The following is a 21471-nucleotide window of genomic DNA, read 5'->3' as shown; positions in this document are numbered from 1 at the left end:
CTCATGTCCCATGCAGGTGCCATCCAGGGTTCGAGCGTAAGAATCCTGATTTATCTTCTGTTCGCGATCCAGCTCATCTCCATGGGCGCGATGGAAATGAGCGGGCCGTTCTGGCCCGTCCACCTGCGTGGGCTGACCTCTTCGGAGTCGTTTTTCAGCTTCGCCAGCATCGCCGTCTACGTAGGCCCGATGCTCGGCATTATTCTGACCAGCGCATTCTGGGGCCGTATCGGCGACCGCTACGGCCACAAGTTGATGATGATCCGCGCCCTCGCTGGTTTGTCGTTGACCCAGCTTGGGCTGGCACTGTTCAGCGACATCTGGGTGATCCTGATCCTGCGCTTTTTGCAGGGTGCTTTCGCCGGGTACATCGCCCCGGCTCAGGCTTACGGCGTCAGTATCGAAGCACCTTCGCGACGGGCGCGGCTGTTCGCGATCTTGCAGATATCGACCAACGTCGGCTCATTGCTCGGTGCAGTAGTCGGCGGACTGATCCTCGATTATGCGACCTTCTTCTGGATCAACATCATCGCCTCCGCACTGTGCGCTATTTGCACCGTGGTGGCGGCCGTAACATTGCCGGATGTGCCGCCAGTGAAGAAAACACCGGTCGTGGATACAGCGACTCCGGTTCGCCGTTCAGGCAGCGTCTGGCAAGGTTCTCCGCTGTTGTCGCTGCTGGGCGTCATGGGCATTTTGCTGTTGGCCCGGATGCTTCCGCAGACATCCTTCTCGCTGTATGTCAGCTCAGTGTTCGAGGTCAGCAACTCGGTCGTCGGCCTGTGCTACGGCTTGCTGGCATTGGGTTTCATCCTCTCGGCAACGGCGTGGTCGAGGTACTTCGAGCACCGCACCCAGCAGGAAACCCTGCACCGCATCACCTACATCGTGGTCGGCTGTGTTGCCCTGACCGCCGTGGCCGGTGTCACACGGAACCCGGCAGTGTTTGTCATTGCCTACTTCATATGGGGCGTGCTGCTGGGCGCCACCACACCGGTGCTGATGGCCCTGATCTCGAAAACCGCCGACAGCTCACAACAGGGCTACGTGTTGGGGATTGCGCAAAGCACCGCGCAATTTGCCTCCATCGTAGGCATCTCGGCCGGTGGTTTACTCAGCCAGGTCTATGGCTTGCAGTACACCTATCTGTTTGTTTGCCTGGCCTACGTGGTTGCGCTGATTCCCATTGTCGCGCTGCGTTACTGGCCGGTGGTCATGCAGCCGAGCCAGGCCCCACCCGGCGACTGACTCAAGGAGTTTTGCTTTTGAACATTGAGCAATTGCGTGCCGACACTCCGGGTGTCGAGCAGCTGATTCACTTCAATAACGCCGGAGCGGCATTAATGCCCAATCCGGTGTTCGAGGTCATGACTCGCCACCTGCAACTTGAAGCCCGACTCGGTGGTTACGAGGCGGCCGGGCAACATTCGCTTGAGCTGGAGAATGTCTATGGCGCCATCGGCCGCCTGATCAACGCTCGCCCCGACGAAATCGCGGTGATCGAAAACGCTACCCGCGCCTGGGACATGGCCTTCTACTCATTACCGCTTCGACCAGGTGACGTGGTGCTGACGTCAACCACCGAATACGCCGGCAACTACATTCCCTACCTTCAACTGAAAAAGCAGCGAGGTATCGAAATCCGGGTCATCCCCAACGACGAACAGGGCCAAGTCTCGCTTTCAGCCCTTCAGGACATGCTCGGCGATGATCGCGTTGCGTTGGTGTCGTTGCCGGTGATTGCCACCAACGGTGGACCAGTTCAGCCCATCGAGCAGATCGGTGCGCTCGCCCGGGCCGCCGGCGTACTGTTTTTACTCGATGCCTGCCAGGGCGTCGGGCAAATGCCGATTGATGTGCAGAAAATCGGCTGTCACCTGCTTGCCGCGACCAGTCGAAAATACCTTCGCGGACCAAGGGGCATGAGGTTTCTCTACGTCGAAAAGTCCCTGTGCCAAAGTCTGGAACCGGCGTTTCTCGACCTGCATGCCGCGTCTTTGCTGACGCCTGACACCTTCAAGATTCGTGAAGATGCGCGGCGTTTCGAAAACTGGGAGTGCAACGTGGCTGCGAAACTGGGCCTCGGTGCAGCGGTGGACTACGCGCTTGCGCAAGGCATCGAGCCGATGTGGCAGCGCATTCAACAGTTAGCGGGCCACTTGCGTCATCGACTGGCCGACGTGCCTGGCGTCACGCCTCAAGACATAGGCACCATCAAGTCAGGCATCGTTACATTCACTCGCCAGGGCAGCAGCGCTGCTCAGGTACAGCAATGGCTTGCGGGGCAAGAGAAACGTATCAACGTCACGACCTCGACGTTCCGCTCGACCATGCTCGACATGCAGCAACGGGGTTTACAGGAAGTCAGCCGCGCCTCGGTCCATGCCTACAACACCGAAGCCGAAATCGACGCAATGATCGAAGCACTGATGCGCATGCCGCGAGGATGAGGTTGCCGATTCCCCCTTGCGTCACAGGCCCTCCGTCAACTAGGATCGGGAATACTTCTCAATCGCAAAAAAATACCCGCCATGAGCGATACCCTGCCCGCGACTCACTCCAATCATCTGCGCGCGATCGAGGCCCTTTACAGCGGCCATCACGGCTGGCTGTACGCCACGCTGCGGAAAAAACTGGGTAACGCCATGGATGCGGCGGACCTGGCGCAGGATACCTTCACCCGCATACTCGCCTCGCAGGTCGCGGTTATCGAACAGCCTCGGGCTTACCTGAGCTGCGTAGCCAAGGGCATTCTCGTCAATTGGTATCAGCGCAAGGCGCTCGAACGCGCCTACCTCGATGCCCTCGCGCTGCTGCCCGCCCCCGAAGTGCCTTCGCCCGAATTGCGTTTCATGGTGCTGGAAACCCTGCACGAAATCGACGCAATGCTCGACTCCCTGCCCGCGCTGGTCAAACGCACATTTCTGCTGTCGCAGATCGGCGGGCTGAAATACGAGGACATCGCCGTGCAACTGGGCGTATCGCTGATCACCGTCAAGCGCTACATGAAGCAGGCCTTCGTGCAGTGCCTGATGCTGGTGGAATGAATGATCACTCGCCGCAGCGACCCGCAGCTCGATCCCAAGGTTCTCGAAGAAGCCGCCGAGTGGCTGATGCGCCTGGGCGAAAGCGACCTCAGCGACACCGAGCGTGCCGAATGGGAATGCTGGCGTGTCAGCACTCCCGAACGTCATCTCGCCTGGGCTCGCGCGCAGTTGCTGCAAAGCAAACTTGGCGGGCTGCCACCGTCATTGGCGATGTCGGCGCTGGACCGCCCGAGCAATCCTGAGCGCCGCGTCGCCCTGGGCAAACTGGCGGCGATCCTGGCCTTGCTGCCCGCCAGTTGGGGCAGCTGGAAACTGGTGGAATCGCAGCAATGGTCGGCCGACTACCGAACCGCCGTCGGCCAGCGCCGCGAGCTGACCCTGGCCGACGGCTCGCAGATCACTCTGAACACCGACACGGCCATCGATGTGCTGTTTGACGCCAACCAGCGGCTGATCAACTTGCGCGAGGGTGAAATTCTGGTGCAGACCGCGCCAGATGTTTCACCGTATGCCCGACCCTTTCTGGTCAGCACCCGCCAAGGCCGAATGCAGGCACTGGGCACGCGGTTTACCGTTCGCGAACTGCAGACCCGCACTCATCTGGCGGTCCTGGACGGCGCGGTCAGGGTCCAATTGCCCGATAGCAGCGGCGTGGCGTCATTGATCGTCAACGCCGGGCAGCGCACCGACTTTTCATCGCAAGCCTTTGGCCAATTGAACCCGGTGGACCGCTCCGTCAGTGCCTGGACCCAAGGCATGCTGATGGCTGACAACCTGCGCCTGGCCGACTTCGTCGCCGAACTCGCCCGATATCGCCAAGGTTTCGTGCGCTGCGATCCGGCGATTGCCGAACTGCGCATTTCCGGGGCTTTCCCCATCAGCGATAGCCAACGCACCCTCAACATGCTGGTGCAGACCTACCCGGTGATCGCCACCGGACATTTGAGCGGTTATTGGGTGACACTCTCCCCCGCTTGAGCCATGCACAAAAAATAGTTGCTGCGCGGGTGATACTTTTTTTGATCTCGACTGGCAAGGAAAGGAAGAACTTCTCAACCTCGTCGAAAGGGTCATCACTCCATGCTCGTTGCACGACCTCTGCGCTCGGATCGCTCACTCAAGCTGGCTATCCGCAGCGCGCTGCTAAGCCTTGCCTTGACCGGCGTCGCCAGCCCGTTTGCCATCGCCGCCGCACCAACACAACTGGATGCCACCGCTACCCGTGCCTACAACATTGCCCCTGGCCCTTTGGGTGCGACGCTGTCGAGATTTGCCGTCGATGCCGGTATTGCTCTTTCGTTTCAGCCGTCGATGACCGAAGGCCTGACAAGTCCGGGCTTGTCAGGCACCTACTCCACGCAGGAAGCGATCAGCCGTCTGCTGGCCGGCAGTGGCCTGGAAATGGTTTCGCGCAGTGACGGCAGCTACACCCTGGCACCGCGCCCGGCCGACAGTGCCGGTGGTCTGACCCTTTCCGAAACCACGGTCAACGGCATCGACGGACGCACCGACGGCTTGCCGCCAGTGTACCCGGGCGGCCAGGTTGCCCGTGGCGGGCGCCTCGGCATGCTGGGAAACAAGGATGTCATGGACGCGCCGTTCAGCGTCAGCAACTACACCTCGGCGCTGATGAAGGATCAGCAAGCGGTCACCGTGGCCGACGTGCTGGAGCGTGACTCCTCGGTCCGCTCCACGGGCCAGACCGGTGGCATTGTCGACTCCTTCTTCATCCGCGGCTTCCCGGTCGGTGAAGGCAACCTCGGTGAACTGGCGTTCGACGGTGTGTACGGTGTGGCGCCCAACTATCGGGTGTTCACCGAATACGCCGAGCGCATCGAAGTGATCAAAGGCCCCGGCGCCCTGCTCTACGGCATGTCGCCGAACAGCGGCGTGGGTGGCGTGATCAACGTGGTGCCCAAGCGTTCCCTCGACGAGGACTTGACCCGGTTCACCGCCAGTTACGCCATGGATTCGCAGATCGGTGGACACATCGACGTCAGTCGGCGCTTCGGTGAGGAACGCCGGTTCGGCGTGCGCATCAACGGCAGCACCCAGCAAGGTGACACGGCCATCGACGATCAATCCCGGGACGTCGACATCGGCGCCATTTCGCTGGACTACCAGGGTGACCGCCTGCGAACCACGCTGGACTTGATCAGCCAGAAAGAGGAGTTCGACGCGGCATCCCGACCGTTCCTCATTGCTTCAGGCGTGGAGATTCCCTCCGCCGCCAACGGCCGTACCAACGTGAGCCAGGACTGGGGTTGGTCCGAAACCCGTGACAAATCGGCCTTGCTCGGTGCCGAGTACGACCTCAACGACGCCCTGACCGTGTTCGCCCACGCAGGCGGCGGCAAGTCGGATGTAGCGCGGATGTCCGACCAGACCCCGACTATCCTCAACAGCGCTGGCGATACGCGGTCGATCCCCGGCTATTACAAATTCGAAGTCGAGCGCTACACCGTCGACGCTGGCGCCCGCCTGCGCTTCGACACGGGCCCGATCAGCCACAGCACCACGCTGCAAGTCACCCGGTACCGTGATGAACTGTCGCGCGGCATCAACTCCGGCCCGGCCGTACTGTCGAACATTTACCACCCGATCGACCGTGCGAAACCGTCCATTGCCACGCCGAATGCGCTGAAAGTGTCCGAGACCGAATTGTCCGGCGTGGCCCTGGCCGACACCCTTTCGGTACTGGACGAACGCTTGCAAGTTACCCTCGGCTTGCGCAAGCAGAACATCGAATCCGACAACTTCAACGCCGCCGGCGTGGTCACCACCTCTTACGATGAGAGCGAGACAACGCCGCTGTTCGGGGTCGTCGTCAAACCCTGGGATCATGTTTCGTTCTACTACAACTACATCGAAGGCTTGAGCAAAGGCGACATCGCTCCGGCCACCGCCTCGAACACGGGCGAAATCTTTGCGCCCTACATTTCCCGGCAACAGGAAGTCGGGGTCAAAGTCGACTACGGCACCTTCACCTCCACGCTCGCCCTGTTCCAGATCAAAAAGCCCAGCGGCGAACTGACCGCCGGCGTGTTCTCGGTACAAGGCGAACAACGCAACCGTGGCATAGAGCTGAACGTGTTTGGCGAGATCGCGCAAGGCACGCGCCTGCTCGGTGGCGTCACCCTGCTCGACGCTGAGCTGAGCAAGACCGGCGTTGCCGCCAACCGTGGCAATAAACCGGTCGGCGTACCTGAAGTTCAGGCCAACCTCTGGGCCGAGTGGGATACCCCGTGGGTCGAAGGTTTGACCCTGACCAGTGGCGCGATCTACACCGGCAGCCAGTATGTGAACCAGGCCAATACCCAGGAACTCGATCCGTGGACGCGTTTCGATGTCGGCGCGCGTTACGCCACCCGTATCGCGGATCGTCCGACCACCTTCCGTGCCACGGTGCAGAACGTATTCGATCGTGAGTACTGGTCCGGGGTCGCGTCCTACGGTGCCTTCTCCCAAGGCTCACCGCGCACCCTGCAACTGTCGGCCACCGTCGACTTCTGAAACGTTCAGCCCCGGGTAGCGGCCTGAGCCGTTGCCCGGTCTGGCTTTTTGCAAAGGCTTCAAACATGGCATCTGTTCATCGACGCAACCACGCTTTCGCTGCCCTGCTTTTGGCAGGCCTGCTGGGCGTGGCGTTGTTTTCTCTGACGCCGCGCAATGCGCTTGCCGCCGATCAGGATCCCGCGGCGGTTATGGTGACCGACCTGCTGGGACGCAAGGTCAAAGTCCATGTCCCGGTCAGACGCGTGATTCTGGGTGAAGGCCGTCAGTTGTACCTGGTCGCCGCACTGGATACGCAAAATCCCATCGAACGCATCGTCGGTTGGCGCAAGGACTTGATTCAGTCCGACCCGGACACCTACGGCGCCTACCTGCGAAAATTCCCGGCTATCGCGAAGATTCCAACCTTTGGAGGCTTTGAAGACGGCACGTTCGACATCGAGCAAGCAATCTCCCAACAGCCGGACGTGATCATCCTCAACATCGAAGCGCAGCACGCCACCGAAGACGCGCGCTACATCGAGAAGCTCGATGCGCTAGGGATCCCAGTGGTCTACGTCGACTTTCGCAACAACCCGATGCAAAACACCGAGCCGACCATGCGCCTGTTCGGCCAGCTGTTTGGCAAGGAAGAGCGCGCCGGGGCCTTCATCGATTTTCGCAACCAACAGATCCGTCGCGTGACGGACGTCATCAAAGCCAGCAAGCCGCCACGCCCGAACGTGTTCATCGAGCGCATCGGCGGTTACACCGACGATTGCTGCCTGAGTTTCGGTAACGAAAACTTCGGTCGTTTCGTCGAGATGGCCGGTGGTAACAACATCGCCAAAGGCATCATTCCGAGCACCTTTGGCCAGTTGAACCCGGAACAGGTGATTGTCGCCAACCCGGATCAGGTGGTTGTCACCAGCGCCAATTGGGAAGCCTTTGCTCCGAGTGGTCGCTGGGTCGGCGTCGGACCGGGCGCGGACCTGACACAAGCCCGACACAAACTGGCCTGGTACACTCAGCGCCCGGCTTATGCCGGCATCAAGGCTCAGGACAGTCAGGCCTTTCATGCCATCTGGCATCAGTTCTACAACAGCCCTTATCAGTTCGTGGCAATACAGCAACTCGCCAAATGGTTTCACCCGACGCTGTTTGCCGACCTCGATCCCGATGCCTCATTTCGCGAACTCCATGAGCGGTTCCTGCCGGTGCCGTACGAGCCGGGTTACTTCGTCAGCCTGAAGAAAACGGAGGCCAAGCCATGAGTTCTCTCGGCGACGTACAGATCGTGCAGCGTGACGCCTACCGCCAACTGGTGCTTCGCAAACGGCTGGTTCTCGCGGCGCTCGTGGTGTTGCTGATGTTCAGCGTACTGCTCGATCTGGCCTTGGGGCCAGCCCGCTACAGCCTGAGTGAAGTGCTCGGAGCGGTGTTTTCACCGGACACCGCGTCCGCGCAAGTGCGGGTGGTGATGTGGGAAATCCGGCTGCCAGTGGCGCTGATGGCTGTGGCGGTCGGCGCGGCGTTGTCGCTGGCCGGCGCGCAGATGCAGACGATCCTCAACAACCCGCTCGCCAGCCCCTTCACCCTCGGCATTTCCGCCGCTGCCAGTTTTGGCGCGGCCATGGGCCTGGCCTTTGGTGTAGCGCTGTTCCCGTTGGCGGCGCAGTACATGGTGCCGGTGAACGCGTTCATCATGGCGATGCTTTCCGCGCTGCTGATCCACTTCCTGAGCATGCGTCGCGGCGTGACAGCCGAAACCATCGTGCTGCTCGGCATTGCGCTGGTGTTCACCTTCAATGCTCTGCTGGCGCTGGTGCAGTTTTTCGCCACCGAGCAAGCCGTGGCTGCGGTGGTGTTCTGGACCATGGGCAGCCTGACCAAAGCCACCTGGCCGAAACTCGGCGTGATCTGTCTGGTGATCCTGATCACCTTGCCGATCTTCGCCAAACGCGCCTGGGCCCTGACCGCCCTGCGCCTGGGCGATGACAAGGCCGCGAGTTTCGGGATCAACGTGCGGCGTCTGCGCTTTCAGACGCTGATCATGGTCAGCCTGCTCGCGTCGTTTCCGGTGGCCTTTGTCGGCACCATCGGCTTTATTGGATTGGTGGGGCCGCACATCGCCCGGATGTTGATTGGAGAAGATCAACGTTTTTTTTTACCGGCCTCGCTGCTGACCGGTTCGCTGATTCTGTCGGCCAGTTCCGTGGTCAGTAAAACGCTGATTCCGGGTGCGATATTTCCCATCGGCGTGGTCACCTCGCTGATCGGCGTGCCGTTCTTCATATCTCTGATCCTCAGCGGGAAGAAAAACTCATGGTGAAGATCAAACTGGAGAACCTCGGCGCCCGTTACGGCCAACGCGAGATCATTTCCGGAGTGACCACGGCGACGTTTACCGGCGGCCAAGTGGTCGCTGTGGTCGGGCCCAACGCGGCGGGTAAGTCGACGCTGTTCAAACGCATGGCCGGGCTGATCGACGGGCCGGGTCAGGTCATCCTGCAGGACTCGAAAAAAGGCCCTCAAGGCATCAGCTACATGCCTCAGGGCTTGAATGCCAGCGCCCGGTTGACGGTCTACGAATCGGTGTTGCTGGCGCGCAAACAACTGACGCCGGGCTGGGTCGTCCACGACGATGAGTTGAAGCTGGTGGACCAGATTCTCGGCGCCCTGGGGATCACTGAACTATCCTTTCGCAACCTTGGGGAACTGAGCGGCGGCCAGCAACAACTGGTGTCGATTGCACAAACCCTGGTGCGCGAGCCAGAAATCCTGCTCATGGACGAACCGACCAGCGCGCTGGACATGCATCGGCAGGTGCAAGTGCTGAACTTCATGCGCGCACTGGCCCGCAAACGCGAGGTCATTGTGTTCATCGCGATCCACGACCTGAATCAGGCGCTACGTTTTGCCGATCAGGTATTGGTCATCGCCAAGGGTACCACCCAGGGCAGCGGCCCCAGCGATGAAGTGATCACCGTTCAGATGTTGCGCGATGTCTACGAGGTTGAGGCAAGGATCGAAAAATGCAGCCGCGGGCAGTGCCACATCCTGATCGACGATATAGTTTGAGCAAATGCGCCATAAAAAAGGGAACCGCTTTTCTCCCGCTTTTCCCTTTCCCCACTAATCTGCAAAAGAAGAACCCTGCCCATGCGTAGTGGTCAGATAAGTGATGGCATTGAGAAGAGTAAAAAATCTACAGAGTCCAGCAGTCCACAATGGAGGTTTCGTCATGAGCACCCTGACGATCGAAGGCTGGTGCAAAGCCAGCGGCGCCCAAAAGTCCACCCCGATGGGGGAGATCCATTTTTACGTCGATGGCCCCCTTCATCTGCGTCTGGAGGAAGCTGAAGAACGCCTACAGAAGACCCATGAGCGTGAAGCCATGGTCGATGTCGACATGAGCTCACTGGATTTGATCATGCCGGAGGAATATGGCCCCTTGTCCGACTGCCAAATGCGCGTCTATATACACAACGAGCGCGGTCAGTTCCATTTGGTCGGACATCGAGCGAGCGATGGTAGCTTGATCTATAGCAACGCGGTTTTGATTGATCAGCTGCTTTAGAAGCGACTACGAAAAGGGGAAAGTCACCCTGCTTCTAAGGTCCAGTGAGTAGCCTGGCGGACTAAATAAATCGGCCCTCTTTTCTCGTTGTCCCTTTTCTCTTTAAACGATTAACTTAATGTTGGAACTGGAATATCCGGGCATCAGTTTTTTTTCAGAAAAAGCGCTTGCTCCATCCATGCACTATACTTCTTGCAGACTGCGCCACCCGAAGGGGTGGTACTTGCCTACCCTGCTTGGGCGTCAGATTAATGTTAATTTGACGATGCTGTTTAGTGGTGATGCTTTGGCATAACCAATGAGCAACAGGAATAGGATGAAGAGAAAATGGCAACAGCAATTATCTTGATTCTAATCGTTGTTGCATCAGTGCTGTTTCACCTACTAGCGCCGTGGCATGCGACACCGGCAGCGTCCAACTGGGGGTCAATAGACACCACCCTGTTCATCACCCTGATCATTAGCGGAATATTTTTCATCGCCATCACGGTATTTATGGCGGTAGCCGTGATGCGTTATCGTCACAAGGAGGGGGCCAGGGCGCACTACCAGCCAGAAAATAAAAAACTGGAATTATGGTTAATTATCGTTACCTCGATAGGTATTGCCGCGATGTTGGCGCCAGGCCTGGTTGTTTACAATGATTTCATCCAGGTGCCAAAAAATGCTTATGAACTTGAAGTGATCGCCCAGCAGTGGCAGTGGGCCTTTCGTTTTCCCGGCCAGGACGGGAAGCTGGGTAAATCGGATATCAAGTTTGTCGATTCCGCCAATCCCCTCGGCCTTGACCCCAAGGATCCTGCCGGGCAGGACGATGTGCTTATAAAAAACAATGAAGTTCGCCTTCCAATCGATCAACCGGTGAAAGTTTTACTGCGCGCTAAAGATGTGTTGCACAATTTCTATGTACCGCAAATTCGCAGCAAGATGGATATGGTGCCAGGGATGGTGTCGCACTTTTGGTTTACGCCGACTAAAACCGGGAAATATGAAGTCCTTTGCGCTGAGTATTGTGGTGTGGGTCATTACAACATGCGCGGCCATATGATTGTGGAAGAACAGAACGCCTTCGATCAATGGCTGAACAGCCAACCGACTTTTGCGCAGACATTGACGACAGCTGCCAAGCCCGGTCGGGACAGCGTGCTGGAAAAAGGCCGCCTGCTGGCCGAAAACCTCGGCTGCAGTGCCTGCCATAGCCAGGATGGCAGCGCCAGTCTCGGCCCGGGATGGAAGGGTCTGTACGGCCGCACTGAACAGCTTGCCGATGGCACCAGTGTGCTGGTCGATGAGGCCTACCTGAAAGAGTCGATCCTCGATCCTAAGGCCCGACTGGTACAGGGCTACCCGCCGGTCATGGTGGCCTATACTCTCAATGACGATGAACTGGGTGCTCTCGTCGCCCTGATCAAATCACTGGGTGCTGCGCGGCAAGACGATGAACCTTCTGCCAGTGAAGCGTCGGGCCCAGGTGAAGACTTGGCGGCGCAGGGACAGCGGCTGGCCGAGTCGCTCGGCTGTCTGGCCTGCCACAGTGTCGATGGCAGCAAGGGCGTCGGCCCCAGCTGGCAGGACCTGTATGGCAAGACAGTAACCCTTGCCGACGGCACGACGATAAAGGCCGATGAGGGCTATATAAAGGATTCGGTTCTTAATCCCGGTGCCAAGATCGTCAAGGGCTATGCAGCCGTCATGCCGGCCTTTGCTCCGAGCGATGAGGAGTTGAACGCACTGATCGCTTTTATCAGATCCAAAGCGAATGCCGACGCTGATGCGAGCAAGGCGGAGCCAGGAAAGGAGCCGTAAAGGAGCCAAAAACACACCGAAACTTCGGCAGGAGGATGACGTGATGGCCTATGCGGAGCAAGCCGAAACAGAAGCACTGCACGAACCTAAAAGTTTCCTGACCAAATACATCTGGAGTCAGGACCACAAGGTCATAGCCATTCAATATTCCCTGACGGCTATATTCGTGGGTCTGATAGCCGTGGTGTTGTCCGGCTTGATGCGCATGCAGATAGGCTTCCCCGGTAGTTTGGAGTTCATGGACGCCAGTACTTACTATCAGGCGATGACCATGCACGGCATGATCATGGTCATTTATCTGCTGACGGCCTTGTTTCTGGGGGGCTTCGGCAACTATCTGATCCCGTTGATGGTGGGCGCCCGCGACATGGTCTTCCCCTACGTCAACATGCTGAGTTACTGGTCCTACCTGCTGGCGGTACTGGTGTTGCTCGCCAGTTTCTTTGTCCCTGGCGGCACCACCGGTGCGGGCTGGACGCTCTATCCGCCACAGGCCATTACTCAGGGGACACCGGGGACCGAGTGGGGCATCGTCCTGATGCTCGTCTCACTGGCGATTTTTATCGTCGCAACCACCATGGGCGGGTTGAACTACGTAACCACGGTGTTGCAGGCGCGCACGCACGGCATGACATTGTTTCGCATGCCGCTCTCCGTATGGGGCATCTTCATGGCCTCGATCATGGCCTTGCTGGCCTTTCCGGCGTTGTTTGTCAGTGCGGTCATGATGCTGTTTGACAAACTGTTGGGCACCAGCTTCTTTATGCCGGCGATCATCTCGCTGGGGCAGCAGCTCGATCACCAAGGTGGCAGCCCGATATTATTCCAGCATCTGTTCTGGTTCTTCGGCCACCCGGAAGTCTACATCGTTGCCCTCCCCGCGTTTGGCCTGGTCTCCGACTTGATCAGCACGCATGCACGTAAAAATATCTTCGGCTACCGAATGATGGTGTGGGCCATTATTGCGATTGGCGTACTCAGCTTTGTAGTCTGGGCGCACCATATGTATGTCAGCGGAATGAATCCCTACTTTGGCTTTTTCTTCGCCATCACCACCTTGATCATCGCGGTGCCGACCGCACTGAAAGTCTACAACTGGGTGCTGACCCTGTGGCGGGGCGACATCCATCTGACCGTGCCGATGCTGTTTGCCCTGGCCTTTATCGTCACCTTCCTGGTCGGCGGTCTGACCGGGTTGTTTCTCGGCAATGTGATCGTGGATATTCCGCTCTCGGACACCTATTTCGTCGTAGCCCATTTTCATATGGTCATGGGTGTCGCACCGGTACTGGTGGTGTTCGGCGGCATTTATCATTGGTTCCCGAAAGTAACCGGGCGCATGTTAAACGACACCCTGGGCAAGCTGCATTTCTGGATTACCTTTCTGGGCACCTACGCCATCTTCTTCCCCATGCACTACCTGGGTTTCCAGGGCATGCCACGCCGCTACTACGCCTTTGAAAACTACGCGTTCATCCCGCAGTCGGCGCAAGATTTGAATGCCTTCATTACGGTGGTGGCATTGACCGTCGGCGTTTCCCAACTGCTGTTCGTGTTCAACCTGGCCTGGAGTGTATTTAAAGGCAAGCCCGCAGGCAGTAATCCCTGGGGCGCGGCCAGTCTGGAATGGCAAACGCCGAACACCCCGCCGATACACGGCAACTGGGGAGCGAAACTGCCAGTCGTGCATCGCTGGGCCTATGACTACAGTGTGCCGGGGATAGAGCAGGATTTCGTTCCGCAAACGGTCTCCGCCGAGGAGCTGGAGCATATGCGGCAACTCAGTGCCGGAACCAGGATAGCGGACGTTAAAACATGAACAGACTGCTATTGAGAAACGCCGACGGCGCTGACCCCGGCGGCAGCTGGAGTCGCGATCCTGAGGGTATTCAGGCCGCCGAGGGTGCCGATAGAACCGCAAGAATAGGCCTGCGCTTGTTTCTGGTGGTGGTGAGCTCGTTGTTCTTTCTCTTCCTGATCGCCTTTATCGCCCGCTCACAAATGGCCGACTGGCTACCCCTGACAGAGCCCTTGGCGCCGTTAGCCAATCCATGGCAGCTATGGCTGAATTCGGCTTTTCTGGTATTCGGTTGCATCGCACTGCAGTGGTCGCGTATGGCTGCCCGAAAGGCTCGAGTGGGCGCAACTGTCATTGGCTTTGCATTGGGGGGCGTATTTGCAATTGTCTTTCTGGTGGGGCAACTCTGGGTCTGGCAGCAGTTTGTCGCCTGGGGCTACTTTGTCGCCAGCAATCCGGCCAACAGTTTCTTCTATCTATTGACCGGCCTGCATGGGCTCCACCTGCTGGGCGGGCTGATAGCCTGGAGCAGAACCGTCGCTAAATTCCTGCGTCGCGTGCCGTTGCCGCAACTGCGCGCCAGCGTAGAGCTCTGTGCCATCTATTGGCATTACTTACTGGGTCTTTGGTTCGTGCTATTCGCTCTGCTGACCAGCACGCCCGAAACCTATGAAGCCATCGCCAGATTCTGCGGCCTGAGGTGAAAAGCCATGGCATCGCCCCCACCAGCCCCAGGCGAGTCCGATTCATCCAATCCACCAAGCTTGCTGCCTGCACCGGGATGGCAGGGCATCGCCAGCGACTGGTCCTCGGATAGAGAGGCTTTCAAGCAGGTGCCTTGGGGCAAGGCGATGATGTGGATATTCCTGCTCAGCGATACGTTTATATTCACCTGTTTTTTAATCGGCTACATGTCGGTACGCATGACCATCACCGTCCCTTGGCCGAACCCCAGTGAAGTGTTCGCATTAACGATCGCTGGTAGAGAAATCCCACTTATTCTGATCGCCATCATGACCTTTGTGCTGATCAGTAGCAGCGGCACCATGGCCATGGCCGTTAATTTCGCTTATCGCCGTGATCGCGCGAAAACCACTGCCCTGATGCTGGCGACCGCAGCCCTGGGTGCGACCTTCGTCGGCATGCAGGCATTTGAATGGAGCAAGCTCATCTCAGAAGGGGTGCGTCCCTGGGGGAACCCCATGGGGGCGGCGCAATTTGGTGCGAGCTTTTTCATGATTACCGGTTTCCACGGACTGCATGTGTCAATCGGCGTCATCTACCTCAGCATTGTCGCGCTGAAAGTACTGCGGGGAGATTATGAGCGCTCCGGAAACTATCAGATCGTCGAGATAGCCGGGCTTTACTGGCACTTCGTGGACTTGGTGTGGGTGTTTATTTTTGCTTTCTTCTATTTATGGTAGATCGTGAACAGGTTCTGAAGAGGAGCACTGATGATGGCGCATGCTCAGGGTCAGCAACATCCAATCAGTTTGTACCTTAAAATCTGGGGGCTGTTATTCGTCCTCAGCACGCTGTCGTATCTTGTCGACTATTTTCACTTCCAAGGCTACCTCAGGTGGTCCCTGATTATCACTTTCATGTTGTTGAAGGCAGGTTTGATTGTCTCCATCTTCATGCATATGGCCTGGGAACGGTTGGCCATGGTCTACGCCATATTGGTGCCACCTTTATGTTTACTGGTGCTCGTCGGACTGATGGCCTCCGAGGCGGACTATGTTTTCCTCAGCCGGGTCATTTTCTTCGGCCAATAAGCAACTTCCGGATGGCCTTAAGCCTGCAGGGGCTAACCCGATATCACTCGCTTGAACTGATGCCATTTGTGCTGCCAGGCTACTGTCCAGTGGGGGGCTGCCGCTCCCGTGCCGGCGATCTTCAGCATTGGATGATGTTCGATGACCCGGTCCAATACCGATTCCTGATCCGGCTCGACATCCACAAAGAAGATATGTTTGCCCTCGTCTACCACCTGTTTAAAACTGCGGAAGTGAGCGTTCGGCACCTGGAACCCAAAAAAACCGCCTTCCCAGATGCAGAAGCCGAATATAACAACGGCAAGGAAGATAAAAGGCACCCAGCCTGCGGCAGATTCGGTCCAGCCCATCCACCAGGCGCCAGCAAGGACCAGCGCTGCGAGTGGCACACCGATCACCGCACCAATCTCGCCAGAGTGAACAGCATCTTGCTTCATTAACGAGTTAACCTCGTGAAGGTGATGTTGTTCAACATCAGCAACTTCTTCACTGAGCACATGAATTTGTTCGCTATTGATGCCGCTGGCTTCCAATTCATTTTCAACGGTTTCAAGATCGTCGAGATTGTCACTGATGTAATAGTGTCGATTCATGCCACACCTCCCATCTCGTGTTTGCTGTAGACCTCTTCTGTCCTGCAGCCGTTAACCGAGATTTGCAGTCGGTATCTGTACCTGTGGAGAACGTTGCACACTTCATGCAATCCGAGAGAAGTATAGCACCCACTAGCATGCAGGGTAGGCGGCGTCAAGATCTAAAAACAGCATTAGGGCCTGGCGCACCCTGAGAGCTCTGCATCGCAGCACCAGCCGATAGCAACATGATGCAACGACTTTCCAGGCTCCTGTCACTGACTACACCACCTTGCGCCATTGCCTACAAATCCTGACCAACCAGATCGACTTAGGCACTCATCTGAGCTGTCAAGGCGCCAGCTGCTCTTCGACATCGCTCCAACTGCTATCCGGATCGAAGCGGAGCATGGCCTTCGCCAGTTTCGCGCTGTCCGGGCCCTGGTCTTTCTCGAACACCTGGCCCTCGTGGCTGATCATGAAGCTCATCACGCCGCTGTCGCCATACTTCGCCGGCCAGGCGATCAGGGCGAAGCCACGGCTCATGTTGTCGCCGAGCTTATAGCTGTAAGCGCCGCCCGGCGCCGATGGACCCTGGGCGTCGAGGATACGGTACTGGTAGCCATACCAGTCGTCGCCGGGCTTGGCGTCGCCGAATAACGGGCCGAGCGGACTCTCCTCTATACCGGGCTCTTCGGCCCAGTACAGACCATCGTACTTGCTGTTGCTGCTGATGAACTTCTGCGCGTACTCAAGCACACCGTCGCCGTCGCGGTCGACCTCGGCGTAGTCCACCTGGGCATCGTAGTAGGCCCGCGCCGACTGCACGGTGGCCAGTTCGTTACGACCGATGCGGCGCTCACGGATCTCCTCGCCACCGGCCTTGGCGTTGAAGGCCCAGCCGTCCTTGCGCTGCATGATCGGCAGCGGCAACGTCCAGGGGTCGGTGCCGACCACCAGATGCACTTGGCCTTTCGCGTCGGGCTGGGTGCTGTGCTTTTCCCGGTAGCGGGCGAGGAAGGCATCGACGTCGCCGCGGTCGACGCCCTTGAGCGGGATATACGTGCGCCAGTCGGCGCCGAGCAAGGCCGCGAGGCGCGCGGGATCGGCCTGTTTGGTGCCGAGCGCGGCGACCAGGGCCTCGGCGGCGGCATCCGGACTGGGGAAGGCCTGCTGCGCGCGCACGTCCAGGGCCAGAACTGCCAGCAGCGCAACGGGGAAAATACGGAATGCAGCATTCATGGCGAGTCTCCTGTCAGCGCCGTTGGCCGCCGCCCCGAGACGGTGCTCGGGAGGGGCGTTGCACAGTCTGGCCGCCGCTGCGCGCCGCGCTCGGCCGACTGGCGGCGACGTGACTGGCTTGGCCGCGGCTGGCTTGCGTTCGCGACTGCGAGGGGTTGCTGGCGCCGGCAAAGGCATTGTTGCGCGGCCCCTGTGTGCTGGCCTGCTGCTGACGCGCTTGCTGGCGGGCCTTTGTATTGTCTTGCGCGCTCTGGCGCTTCTGCGTACTAGCCTGGGTATTCTGGCGCGTCTGTGCACTGGCTTGCTCGCGTTCGCGCTTCTGCGCACCGGCCTGGGTAGTCTGGCGCGTCTGTGCACTGGCTTGCGCGCGCTCGCGCTCGCGCACCTGCGGTTCTTTGCGCAGATCGCGGCTCGCAGTCTCGGCCCGCTCGCGCGCCTGGCGGTTGCTGGTGGCAGGAGCTTCGATGCCGCGCTGCGTCAGTGACTGGCTGGCGCGCTCGCGCTGGGAGGCCCGCGCCGGATCGCGGCCGCGGAAAGCGTCACGCTGTTCGCTGCCGGCCAAACGCCGGCCGCTCTGTTCGCGGTTGGCGCGGTCGCGGTAGGGCACGCCGTCGCGGTTGATCGAGTTGTGGCTCCAATTGTTCTGGTTGGCGTTGATCTGGCGGTTGGTGTTGATGTTGTTGTAGCGGTCGACGTCGATGTCGATATCGCCGTGGCCCCAGTCGCAGTCGCCCCAGAGCGAATTGACGATTGCCACGCCCGCGCCGAAGGCCAGGCCGGTGGCGAGCGCGGAGCCGAAGTAGTAGCCCGGCGGCGGCGGGTAGTACGCCGGCGGGTAGGACGGGTAGGCCCAGGTGCCATAGACTACGCTCGGGTTGTAGCTCGGTACGTAGACGGTCTGCGGCTGCGCCGGCTCGATGATGATGGTCTGCGTGGCGGCAGGCTGCTGCACCACCACGGTCGAACTGGCCGGTGCCGGCGCAGCCGGCTGCACGATGATTTTCTGTTGCTCGTTGGATTCGAGGTGGCCGGCGGCTTTCGCCTGCCGGCGCAGGCGTTGCACCGAATCCATCACAGCGTTGGGCTGCGCGAGGAAGGCGTCGCCCAGACGCTGCACCCAGGCCGGATCCTGACCCAAGGTCGCCAGCGCCGCCGGGAAGGCGACCAGCGATTGCACGCTCGGATCCCAGGGCTCGTTCGCGACTTGACGCACGGCGGCGTCGCCGCTGCTGTCCGGATGCGCCTTGGACCAAGCCACGGCGTCGGCGACATCGCCCGGATAGGTCGCCGCCATCAGTACCTGGGCCAGTAACGAATCCGGATACAGGGCCAGCGGCGCCAGCATCTGGTCGAGTTCCTCCGGCGCAAAGACAGCCTCGGCCGGTGCAGTCGGTTCGGGTGCGGGCGCAGCGCCCGCTACACCCGCCTCGGGGGCGGCGACCAACGCCTTCGTGGTGGGGAACTGGTCCTCGTCTGAACAGCCGGACAGAGACAGCACGGCGAGCAGGATTGCGCTGAAGCAATAGCAAACACGCATAACGCTTCTCCCGGGGGAAGAAAAAGCGGGAATGGACGCAGGGTCGTAGCGACTGCCGTCGGTGGAGCGGGATCTTGTAAATCATAGCTGGGGGATAAGGGGGGCGTAGCGAATTATTCGGATGGGCAGCTGCACGGTCTCATGCACCAGATGCCTGCATTCGCACCCACATGACCTAAGCTCATGGCAATAAACCAGTCAGAGCCCTTGGTGAGCCCAATAGCCAATCAGGACACTCAAGGTGATAACAGGCGGCTGTACACGATCGTTGAATCGAACAGCGGGAGATGATGACTATGAAAATCACCAGCCTGATTGTGGCGCTGTTGGTACTGATGCAAGGCTGCGCCTGGGCGCCGCCTCGCCTATCCGCGGTGCCGTCCGAGTTGACGGCGAGAGCGCAGATCCCGGGAATGACCGGCGTACGTTATGTCGCTGGCGGAGACATGACAGAGCTGACCCGAGTCGCGCTTGGAGCGCTGCAGCGCGAACAGGCTTACCTCGTGAAACAGGGGCACAAGGGCCCCCTACCGCCAGCGGTATTTCTGGCAATCTCGGGCGGTGGTGACAATGGCGCGTTTACCGCGGGATTGTTGAATGGCTGGACGGCTACAGGGAAGCGCCCCGAATTCAAACTCGTTACCGGCATCAGCACCGGCGCGCTGATTGCGCCTTTCGCCTTTCTTGGGCCGAAGTACGACGCGACGCTGAAGCGGGTCTATACCACCTTATCGCCCAAAGACGTCATTGCACCGCGCAGCTTTATCTCAGGCGTTTTGAGCGACGCAATGTCGGACAACGCACCGCTGTTGAAGCTGACCCGCAAATCGGTGACCGAGGACATGCTCAAGGAGATCGCCGCCGAGTACGCGAAAGGCCGCTTTCTGTTGATCGCCACCGCAGACCTCGATGCGCGACGCCCCATTATCTGGGACATGGGAAAAATCGCGACCTATGGGGGTCCTGAGGCATTGGACCTTTTCGTGAGAATCATGATCGCATCCGCCTCGATTCCGGGAGGATTTCCGCCAATGATGATCGATGTGGAAGTCGACGGTAAACCCTATCAGGAAATGCACGTGGACGGCGGCATCATGGCGCAGGTATTCGCTTATCCGGCCGGGATCCGTATCAATGAGGAGGCGGCAAAAGCAGGAGTCACCCGCGAGCGCAAGCTCTACGTGATACGCAACGCGCGACTCGATCCGGACTGGGCGCAGGTCGAGCGCAGCACCATGAGCATCGCCGGGCGCGCAGTCGCCTCGTTGATCCACAGCCAGGGCATCGGCGACCTCTACCGGATCTATGCCACCACCCAGCGCGACGGCGTGGACTTCAACCTCGGGTTCATACCGTCGAGCTTCAACTTCCCCCACAAGGAAGAGTTCGACAACGCGTACATGCGCAAACTCTACGACACCGGTTATGACATGGCGTTGCAGGGCTTCCCATGGCTCAAGGTGCCGCCTGGATTCGCTCCTCCGGGTGCAACAGCAAAGGGAAAATAGTGAGCGTGTGTTGCGCTCAATAATGGTTTGGAAGCCGCGATAACCTTCAATCTATTTGCTTGCTGTTCGTTTGATCTGCAATCCATTGACGCATGTAGGAAAGTACCTGCTGAGCCCCATCCTCTGTCTCAACCATATCAATGGGGCACTGATTATCCAGGTAGGGATTAGGCTGCCCCATCCACTTAAATGCCTTTCCACGATCACCCCGAATTGGGATAGCAAGATCTAGAACCTGAGCCAGAAGATCTGGCCACGCATACCACGACTCCGGCTTAATCGTCGGCTTTCGTCCCGGAATGACGCGTGGCAACTGACATGCAGCTAGTTCTTCGCTGGTGATATGAGTCCGAACCCAATGAGCCAACCTTGCCAACTCAGTGTTGGGGATTCGCTCATGATCAGTTGTTGGAACAACGAGGCCGATCCTCACCGACGTATGGGTGCGGATCATTTGCAAGGCGGGAGCAATATCGGTGTCATTTGTGACTATCACAACCTGGTCAACCGCGCCGGTTAGCGCATCGTGATAGGCCTGCAGAGAGATATTCACATCGCTTTGCTTTTCTTCAACCTTCCAGGCAAGGATGCCTTGGCAATCCCGAGGTGCACGACCGGGATCATCAGCGTCAACGATTTTTACCGTCATCTTGTTGACCGCGTAATACCCTTCAACGAGCTGAATGCTACCGTCGTACAACTTTCTTAATGCGGTGTGGTAACGCGCTTGAGATGAGACAGAGTCTTCCCCTCGCGCAACACTTTCAACAATTTGGGCTGTGAAATACTTTATCGAGGGTGAAGCGATCAGGAGCGAATGCCTAATATTTCCTTCATCATCCCTGACCAGGACGGAGGGAAGGACATGACTCTCGAACAACGCCATGATGTCCAACCACTTAAAGGGTGTCCGCCGTAGACAGCCGTAGTAAAGGTTGTAGCCATCAATATAGACTCGAGTGCGCAGAGGCTCCAGGTCTTGCTTTCCCTGCATATCGACACTCCAGATACGAAAAAACCGGCTTTCGCCGGCTTTTCCCCCCACTCTCCAGATGGTCAAGCCACGCCGGAAATATGGGTTAGTTGTTGAGGCAAACTCTATTCAAGGTGGACG

The 21471-nt window shown here is 58.7% G+C and carries 20 protein-coding genes; 16 read left to right on the top strand and 4 right to left on the bottom strand.

All coding sequences use genetic code 11. From position 1 onward, the window contains the following. Positions 1-3 precede the first annotated feature (3 nt). From AC3I0A_RS04625 to AC3I0A_RS04555, 15 genes are all read left to right on the top strand, one after another. Positions 4-1248, top strand: coding sequence for an MFS transporter (locus tag AC3I0A_RS04625; protein WP_489376457.1), 1245 nt, complete (start codon positions 4-6; stop codon positions 1246-1248). A gap of 17 nt (positions 1249-1265) precedes the next feature. Further along, entirely contained in the window at positions 1266-2450 is a 1185-nt protein-coding gene (locus AC3I0A_RS04620) for an aminotransferase class V-fold PLP-dependent enzyme (protein WP_489376456.1), read from the top strand. Positions 2451-2531: 81 nt separating this feature from the next. Further along, a complete protein-coding gene (locus tag AC3I0A_RS04615) occupies positions 2532-3047 on the top strand; it encodes a sigma-70 family RNA polymerase sigma factor (protein WP_489376455.1) in 516 nt (171 codons plus the stop codon). After that, a complete protein-coding gene (locus AC3I0A_RS04610; RefSeq protein ID WP_489376454.1) occupies positions 3048-4025 on the top strand; it encodes a FecR domain-containing protein in 978 nt (325 codons plus the stop codon). It abuts the gene before it with no gap. A 102-nt stretch (positions 4026-4127) separates the two neighbouring features. Beyond that, entirely contained in the window at positions 4128-6560 is a 2433-nt protein-coding gene (locus AC3I0A_RS04605; RefSeq protein ID WP_489376453.1) for a TonB-dependent siderophore receptor, read from the top strand. A gap of 65 nt (positions 6561-6625) precedes the next feature. Continuing rightward, on the top strand, positions 6626-7813 hold the full coding sequence (locus tag AC3I0A_RS04600; RefSeq protein ID WP_489376452.1) for an ABC transporter substrate-binding protein: 1188 nt from the start codon (positions 6626-6628) through the stop codon (positions 7811-7813). Then, positions 7810-8871, top strand: coding sequence for a FecCD family ABC transporter permease (locus tag AC3I0A_RS04595; protein ID WP_489376451.1), 1062 nt, complete (start codon positions 7810-7812; stop codon positions 8869-8871). The genes AC3I0A_RS04600 and AC3I0A_RS04595 overlap by 4 nt, the downstream gene beginning before the upstream one ends. Then, positions 8865-9620, top strand: a complete 756-nt coding sequence (locus AC3I0A_RS04590) for an ABC transporter ATP-binding protein (RefSeq protein WP_489376450.1) — start codon at positions 8865-8867, stop codon at positions 9618-9620. The genes AC3I0A_RS04595 and AC3I0A_RS04590 overlap by 7 nt, the downstream gene beginning before the upstream one ends. 163 nt (positions 9621-9783) lie before the next feature. Next, entirely contained in the window at positions 9784-10119 is a 336-nt protein-coding gene (locus tag AC3I0A_RS04585; RefSeq protein ID WP_489376449.1) for a hypothetical protein, read from the top strand. A gap of 118 nt (positions 10120-10237) precedes the next feature. Beyond that, on the top strand, positions 10238-10414 hold the full coding sequence (locus tag AC3I0A_RS04580) for a hypothetical protein (RefSeq protein ID WP_489376448.1): 177 nt from the start codon (positions 10238-10240) through the stop codon (positions 10412-10414). A 32-nt stretch (positions 10415-10446) separates the two neighbouring features. Next, positions 10447-11925 (top strand): c-type cytochrome, encoded by a 1479-nt coding sequence (locus AC3I0A_RS04575; protein WP_489376447.1) that lies wholly within the window; start codon positions 10447-10449, stop codon positions 11923-11925. A gap of 43 nt (positions 11926-11968) precedes the next feature. After that, positions 11969-13744: a cytochrome c oxidase subunit I gene (gene ctaD, locus AC3I0A_RS04570; protein ID WP_489378410.1), complete on the top strand. Its 1776-nt coding sequence runs from the start codon at positions 11969-11971 to the stop codon at positions 13742-13744. Then, on the top strand, positions 13741-14427 hold the full coding sequence (locus AC3I0A_RS04565; RefSeq protein ID WP_489376446.1) for a cytochrome c oxidase subunit 3: 687 nt from the start codon (positions 13741-13743) through the stop codon (positions 14425-14427). The genes ctaD and AC3I0A_RS04565 overlap by 4 nt, the downstream gene beginning before the upstream one ends. A gap of 6 nt (positions 14428-14433) precedes the next feature. Continuing rightward, positions 14434-15147, top strand: a complete 714-nt coding sequence (locus tag AC3I0A_RS04560) for a heme-copper oxidase subunit III family protein (RefSeq protein ID WP_489376445.1) — start codon at positions 14434-14436, stop codon at positions 15145-15147. A gap of 33 nt (positions 15148-15180) precedes the next feature. Further along, positions 15181-15498, top strand: coding sequence for a cytochrome C oxidase subunit IV family protein (locus AC3I0A_RS04555; RefSeq protein ID WP_489378409.1), 318 nt, complete (start codon positions 15181-15183; stop codon positions 15496-15498). Positions 15499-15530: 32 nt separating this feature from the next. Here the strand turns inward: AC3I0A_RS04555 and AC3I0A_RS04550 are convergent, their stop codons facing one another. The 3 genes from AC3I0A_RS04550 to AC3I0A_RS04540 all read right to left on the bottom strand — a co-directional run bounded on the left by AC3I0A_RS04550 (position 15531) and on the right by AC3I0A_RS04540 (position 18849). Continuing rightward, the gene (locus AC3I0A_RS04550; RefSeq protein WP_489376444.1) at positions 15531-16091 is read right to left on the bottom strand and encodes a magnesium transporter; all 561 of its coding nucleotides are present in this window, start codon (positions 16089-16091) and stop codon (positions 15531-15533) included. Positions 16092-16421: 330 nt separating this feature from the next. After that, positions 16422-17312, bottom strand: coding sequence for a DUF2950 domain-containing protein (locus AC3I0A_RS04545; protein ID WP_489376443.1), 891 nt, complete (start codon positions 17310-17312; stop codon positions 16422-16424). Positions 17313-17325: 13 nt separating this feature from the next. Further along, a complete protein-coding gene (locus AC3I0A_RS04540) occupies positions 17326-18849 on the bottom strand; it encodes a DUF3300 domain-containing protein (RefSeq protein ID WP_489376442.1) in 1524 nt (507 codons plus the stop codon). 296 nt (positions 18850-19145) lie between these two features. On the opposite strand from AC3I0A_RS04540, the gene AC3I0A_RS04535 reads away from it, so the two are divergent. Further along, positions 19146-20357 (top strand): patatin-like phospholipase family protein, encoded by a 1212-nt coding sequence (locus AC3I0A_RS04535; protein ID WP_489376441.1) that lies wholly within the window; start codon positions 19146-19148, stop codon positions 20355-20357. Between the two features lie 46 nt (positions 20358-20403). On the opposite strand, the gene AC3I0A_RS04530 is transcribed toward AC3I0A_RS04535, so the two are convergent. Then, entirely contained in the window at positions 20404-21351 is a 948-nt protein-coding gene (locus AC3I0A_RS04530; protein ID WP_489376440.1) for an antitoxin Xre/MbcA/ParS toxin-binding domain-containing protein, read from the bottom strand. Positions 21352-21471: the final 120 nt, after the last annotated feature.

The sequence above is a fragment of the Pseudomonas sp. KH_024_B2 genome (assembly GCF_057839965.1).
Note: the sequence above shows the minus strand (reverse complement) of the source record. Positions and strands in the feature narration are given on the sequence as shown.